The sequence below is a fragment of the Mycobacterium sp. 1245852.3 genome (genome assembly GCF_001669335.1).
GTDB classification, from domain to species: domain Bacteria; phylum Actinomycetota; class Actinomycetes; order Mycobacteriales; family Mycobacteriaceae; genus Mycobacterium; species Mycobacterium europaeum_A.
Window position 1 is genome coordinate 1 of sequence record NZ_LZLL01000162.1, and the last position, 6,097, is coordinate 6,097.

Below are 6,097 nucleotides of genomic sequence, written 5' to 3' on the forward strand. Positions count from 1 at the left end.
ACCTCGCTGGCGTGGCTCACCGCAGCGGGCCCGCAGTTCCAACCGTCGGCGTCGGTGGAGGTCCGGCTGCGCCGCGGGACCGTCGTCGTCGAGCTCGACACCTCGGGCACCATCGACGTCGCCGCCGAAAGTCGCCGCCTGGAAAAGGACCTGGCCGCGGCGCACAAGGAGCTCGCGTCGACCACCGCCAAACTGGCCAACGAGGACTTCCTAGGCAAGGCGCCGCAACACGTCGTCGACAAGATCCGGGACCGTCAGCGCCTGGCCCAGGAGGAGACCGAGCGGATCAACGCGCGGCTAGCCGGGCTGCAGTGAGCGTTCGATGACCGAGCCCGAGTGGCCGCAGGACGAGGTTCCCACCGAGCTTCCCGACCCGGTCCCCACCCCCGACGAGATCGCGTCGCTGTTACAGGTCGAACACCTGCTGGACCAGCGCTGGCCGGAGACCAAGCTCGAGCCCAGCCTGACCCGGATCAGCGCGTTGCTGGACCTGCTGGGCTCCCCGCAGCTGGCCTACCCGTCGATCCACGTGGCGGGCACCAACGGCAAGACCTCGGTGGCCCGGATGATCGACGCGCTGATCACCGCGCTGCACCGGCGCACCGGGCGCACCACCAGCCCGCACCTGCAATCGGCGGTCGAACGCATCTCGATCGACTCCAAGCCGATCAGCCCGGCCCGGTACGTGGCCACCTATCGCGAGATCGAGCCGTTCGTGCAGATGGTCGATGCGCAGTCGCAGGCCGACGGTGGGCCGGCGATGAGCAAGTTCGAGGTGCTGACCGCGATGGCGTTCGCCGCATTCGCCGACGCCCCCGTCGACGTCGCGGTCGTCGAGGTGGGGATGGGCGGCCGCTGGGACGCCACCAACGTGATCAACGCCCCGGTCGCCGTCATCACCCCGGTCTCCATCGACCACGTCGAATACCTGGGCGACGACCTCGCCGGCATCGCGGGGGAGAAAGCCGGCATCATCACCCGCGCGCCCGAGGGAGCGCCGGATACCGTGGCCGTCATCGCGCGTCAGGCGCCCGAGGCGATGGAAGTGTTGTTGGACCGAACCGTGCAGGCCGACGCCGCGGTGGCCCGCGAGGATTCGGAGTTCGCGGTGCTGGGCCGTCAGGTGGCGATCGGCGGGCAGGTGCTGCAGCTGCAGGGCCTCGGCGGGGTGTATTCGGATGTCTATCTGCCGCTGCACGGCGAACACCAGGCGCACAACGCCGTGCTGGCCCTCGCGGCTGTCGAGGCGTTTTTCGGCGCCGGTGCGCAGCGCCAGCTCGACGTCGACGCGGTTCGCGCCGGTTTCGCCGCCGTCGCCAGCCCCGGCCGGCTCGAGCGGATGCGCAGCGCCCCAACGGTATTCATCGACGCCGCGCACAATCCCGCCGGCGCGGCCGCGCTGGCGCAGACCCTGGCCGACGAGTTCGACTTCCGCTATCTCGTCGGGGTGCTCAGCGTGCTCGCCGATAAGGACGTCGACGGCATTCTCGCCGCCCTGCAGCCGGTGTTCGACGCCGTCGTGATCACGCACAACGGATCCCCGCGGGCACTCGACGTCGAATCGCTGGCCCTGGCCGCGCGCGAGCGGTTCGGGCCCGACCGCGTGAGCACCGCCGAGGACCTGCGCGACGCCATCGACGTCGCGACCGCGCTGGTGGATGACGCCGCGACCGACGGGCCGGCCGAAGCGTTCTCCGGTACCGGCATCGTCATCACCGGCTCGGTCGTCACCGCCGGGGCGGCCCGGACCCTGTTCGGTCGTGATCCGCAATGACCGACGTCCCCGAGAACCCCGACGAGCAGGCCCCGGCGCCGCAGGCCGACCCGTGGCGGAGCTTTGGCGCGGTGATGGCGTTGACGCTGATCCTGGAAGCGATCGTGGTGTTGCTGGCGATCCCGGTGGTGGGTGCGGTCGGCGGCGGCCTGACGACGGTGTCGCTGAGCTACCTGATCGGGCTGGCCGTGCTGCTGATCCTGATGGCCGGCGTGCAGCGCAAACCCTGGGCGATCTGGGCCAACCTGGGGGTCCAGGCGATCCTGCTGGCCGGCTTCGCGGTCTATCCGGGGGTGGGGTTCATCGGCGTGCTGTTCACCGGGCTGTGGGCCCTGATCGCCTACTTCCGGGCCGAGGTCCGGCGCCGCCAGGGCTAGCGGCGCGGGTCGGCGATGACCTCCCGACCGCCGTCGCCCGACTCTTCGCCGCCCGGTTATGTACGCTGTCCGCCGTGACCGAACGGACATTGGTACTGATCAAGCCCGATGGCGTCCAGCGGCACCTGGTGGGGGAGATCATCGGCCGCATCGAGCGCAAAGGCCTCTCCATCACCGCGCTGGAGCTCCGGGCGGTCAGCCGCGACCTTGCCGCCCAGCACTACGCGGAGCACGAGGGCAAGCCGTTCTTCGACTCGCTGCTGGAGTTCATCACCTCCGGACCGGTGGTGGCGGCCATCGTGGAGGGGCCCCGCGCGATCGCCGCGTTTCGGCAGCTCGCGGGCGGGACCGACCCGGTGGAAAAGGCGATTCCCGGCACCATCCGCGGCGACTTCGGGCTCGAGACGCAGCTCAACCTGGTGCACGGGTCGGATTCCACCGAATCCGCGAAGCGGGAAATCGCGCTCTGGTTTCCCAACGCGTAGAGCTGCGGTGATGGCGCCGCGGCGCGGTCCGCAGCGACTTTGCTGGCGCGGGCTGGCTCAGGTGTGGCTGGGACCGCCACGTGATGTGGGATACTGGTCTCGGGTGAACGTCGCCGGACCGGCGACAGACACCCGAATGAAGACTTAGACAAGCGCGACCAATAGCCCCGTCGCCTTGGTTCGCTGCATGTCAGGCCGTCATTCAGCACGGCGCCGAGTGGGTCTGCGATCCTGGGCCGCTCGGGGCGAGACCATCACAAGTCCGGGAGAAGTGACCCGGGCCCATAGCGAAGCCCTCGCGTGGCCGCGTCGCAACGACGCGCCCGGGGGCTTGAGGAGAATACGTGGTAGACGGTGCACCGACTGCAGACCCATCAGAAGAATCGACTCGGCCGCAGGAACTGCCGGACCGCCTGAGAGTTCATTCGCTGGCCCGAACGTTGGGAACCACCAGCAAGCGGGTGCTGGACGCGCTCAGCGAGCTCGACGGGCGCATCCGCAGCGCGCATTCCACCGTGGACCGCGACGACGCGGTGCGGGTGCGAGACCTGCTGGCGGCCGCACAGCCCGCCGGAACCCCGGAAGATGCGGACCCCGCGCCGGCGGCCGCAGCCGAGGAGCCCGAATCCCGGCTGCTGCTCGAGACCCCCGACACCGCCGCCGAGCGGCCGCATTACATGCCGTTGTTCGTCGCACCCCAGCCGATCGACGCCCGCGAGGACGACGCCGGCAGCGACGACGATGGCGACGACTCGGATGACGCCGACTCCGACGATGACGAGCAGGCCGACCGGCCGTCGAACAAGCGGCGCCGCCGCGGCCGCCGCGGTCGCGGTCGCGGACGCGGTGAGCAGGGCGGACCCGACGGCCAGGGCGACGACGGCGACGACGACGAGGGCCAACCGCGGGGCAAGAAGGGCGGCCAACCCGACTCCGGCGACGCCGAGGACTCCGACGGCCAGGACACCGACGACTCGGACGATTCCGACGACTCCGACAACGGTGACGACGGTTCGGCGGATGGCGGCAATCGGCGCCGCCGCCGGCGCCGCCGCCGCAAATCCGGATCCGGCGACGACAACGACGAGGGCTCGTCGCCCGACGATCCGCCGAACACCGTGGTGCACGAGCGCCCGCCCCGCAACGGCAAGGGCGGCGGCGGAGACGACTCCGCCAGCGCCAACAACGAGATCAAGGGCATCAACGGCTCGACGCGGCTGGAGGCCAAGCGGCAGCGGCGCCGGGACGGCCGCGATGCCGGACGGCGCCGCCCCCCGGTGCTGACCGAGGCCGAATTCCTGGCCCGCCGCGAGGCCGTCGAGCGGATGATGGTCGTGCGCGACCGGGTCCGCACCGAGCCGCCGCACCAGGGCTCGCGCTACACCCAGATCGCGGTGCTCGAGGACGGCATCGTCGTCGAGCACTTCGTCACGTCGGCCGCGTCGGCCTCGCTGGTGGGCAACATCTACCTGGGCATCGTCCAGAACGTGCTGCCGTCGATGGAGGCGGCGTTCGTCGACATCGGCCGCGGCCGCAACGGTGTGCTCTATGCCGGTGAGGTCAACTGGGAAGCCGCCGGGCTCGGCGGATCCGATCGCAAGATCGAACAGGCGCTCAAACCGGGCGACTACGTCGTCGTCCAGGTCAGCAAGGACCCGGTCGGACACAAGGGCGCGCGGCTGACCACGCAGGTGTCACTGGCGGGCCGCTACCTGGTCTACGTGCCGGGGGCGTCGTCGACCGGGATCAGCCGCAAGCTGCCCGACACCGAACGTCAGCGGCTCAAAGAGATCCTGCGCGAAGTGGTGCCGTCCGACGCGGGTGTGATCATCCGCACGGCGTCCGAGGGCGTCAAAGAAGAGGACATCCGCAGCGACGTCACCCGCCTGCAGGAGCGCTGGCAACAGATCGAGGCCAAGGCCATCGAGATCAAGGAGAAGGCCGCCGGCGCCGCGGTGGCGCTCTACGAAGAGCCCGACGTGCTGGTCAAGGTCATCCGCGACCTGTTCAACGAGGACTTCGCCGGCCTCATCGTGTCCGGTGAAGAAGCCTGGACCACCATCAACGATTACGTGAATTCGGTTGCGCCCGACCTGGTTTCGAAGCTGAACAAATACGAAACCGCCGAGAACGGTCCCGATGTGTTCGCGGTGCACCGCATCGACGAGCAACTCGCCAAGGCGATGGAACGCAAGGTGTGGCTGCCCTCGGGCGGCACGCTGGTGATCGACCGGACCGAGGCCATGACGGTGGTCGACGTCAACACCGGCAAGTTCACCGGGTCCGGCGGCAACCTCGAGCAGACGGTCACCAAGAACAACCTCGAGGCGGCCGAGGAGATCGTGCGCCAGCTGCGGCTGCGCGACATCGGCGGCATCGTGGTCATCGACTTCATCGACATGGTGCTCGAGTCCAACCGCGACCTGGTGCTGCGCCGGCTGACCGAGGCGCTGGCCCGCGACCGCACCCGCCATCAGGTGTCCGAGGTGACGTCGCTCGGCCTGGTCCAGCTGACCCGCAAGCGGTTGGGCACCGGCCTGATCGAGGCCTTCTCGACGTCGTGTCCGAATTGCGGTGGCCGCGGGATCCTGCTGCACGCCGACCCGGTGGACTCGGCCTCGTCGAACGGGCGCAAGTCCGAATCCGGTGGCGGCGGCCGCCGGGGCAGGCGCAAGAAGAACAAGGCCGAAGAGCAGGTGGTGGCCAAGGTGCCCGCCCACGCTCCGGGCGAGCATCCGATGTTCAAGGCGATGGCCGCCGGCTCCTCGACGCAGGGCGACTCCGAGGACGACTCCGACGAGGCCACTGAAGCCACCGACGAGCTGGAGCAGGAGAAGGCGGCGCGCGGCGTCGAGGACACCGACCAAGAGGACTTCGACGAGGACACCGACGACGAGGACACCGACGACGAGGACACCGAGGACTCGGACGACGAGGACGATGAAGACACCGACGACGAGGACTCGGACGACGACGACCTCGACGACGACGACGACGACGAGGACATCGACGACGAAGAGGACCTCGGCGACGATGACGAGGATCTCGAGCTCGACGACGACGACGAGGACCTGGACACCGAGGACGACGATTCCGACGACACCGACGCCGGCCAGTTCTCCGGTGGGGCCGAACAGGCCGGACCGGCTCGGCCCCGACGCAGGCGCGCGGCGGGCCGGCCGGCCGGCCCGCCGATCCACGCGGACTGAGCCGGTCATGCCCGGTTTGACCCTGTAGCCGCTGGTCACGTACCCTTGGACAGTTGTCGTCAGGCCGGACGAGGAAAACTTCGGCCGGCGGCAGCGGGACTCCCGGGTAATCGGCGCAGGCCCGCACCCAGACCCACCACGTGCACCGCGGCTGGTTGGCGCGCGACGCGCAGAGCAGCGGCTAGAAGAAGGAGCAGAACGACGATGGCGACCTACGCAATCGTGAAGACGGGCGGCAAGCAGTACAAGGTC

The 6,097-nt window shown here is 69.7% G+C and carries 4 protein-coding genes and 1 pseudogene; all 5 read left to right on the forward strand.

What is annotated here, in order from left to right; all coding sequences use genetic code 11:
• A pseudogene (locus A9W96_RS07195) lies at window positions 1-315 on the forward strand (valine--tRNA ligase); the annotation flags it as partial.
• Between the two features lie 7 nt (window positions 316-322).
• Window positions 323-1,774, forward strand: coding sequence for a folylpolyglutamate synthase/dihydrofolate synthase family protein (locus A9W96_RS07200; protein WP_067138651.1), 1,452 nt, complete (start codon window positions 323-325; stop codon window positions 1,772-1,774).
• Window positions 1,771-2,151, forward strand: coding sequence for a DUF4233 domain-containing protein (locus tag A9W96_RS07205; RefSeq protein ID WP_066876070.1), 381 nt, complete (start codon window positions 1,771-1,773; stop codon window positions 2,149-2,151). Before A9W96_RS07200 ends, A9W96_RS07205 begins: the two co-directional genes overlap by 4 nt.
• A gap of 74 nt (window positions 2,152-2,225) precedes the next feature.
• Complete coding sequence (gene ndk, locus A9W96_RS07210) at window positions 2,226-2,636, forward strand: nucleoside-diphosphate kinase (protein ID WP_066876069.1); 411 nt, start codon at window positions 2,226-2,228, stop codon at window positions 2,634-2,636.
• Window positions 2,637-2,980: 344 nt separating this feature from the next.
• Entirely contained in the window at window positions 2,981-5,845 is a 2,865-nt protein-coding gene (locus A9W96_RS07215) for an Rne/Rng family ribonuclease (protein ID WP_067138653.1), read from the forward strand.
• Window positions 5,846-6,097: the final 252 nt, after the last annotated feature.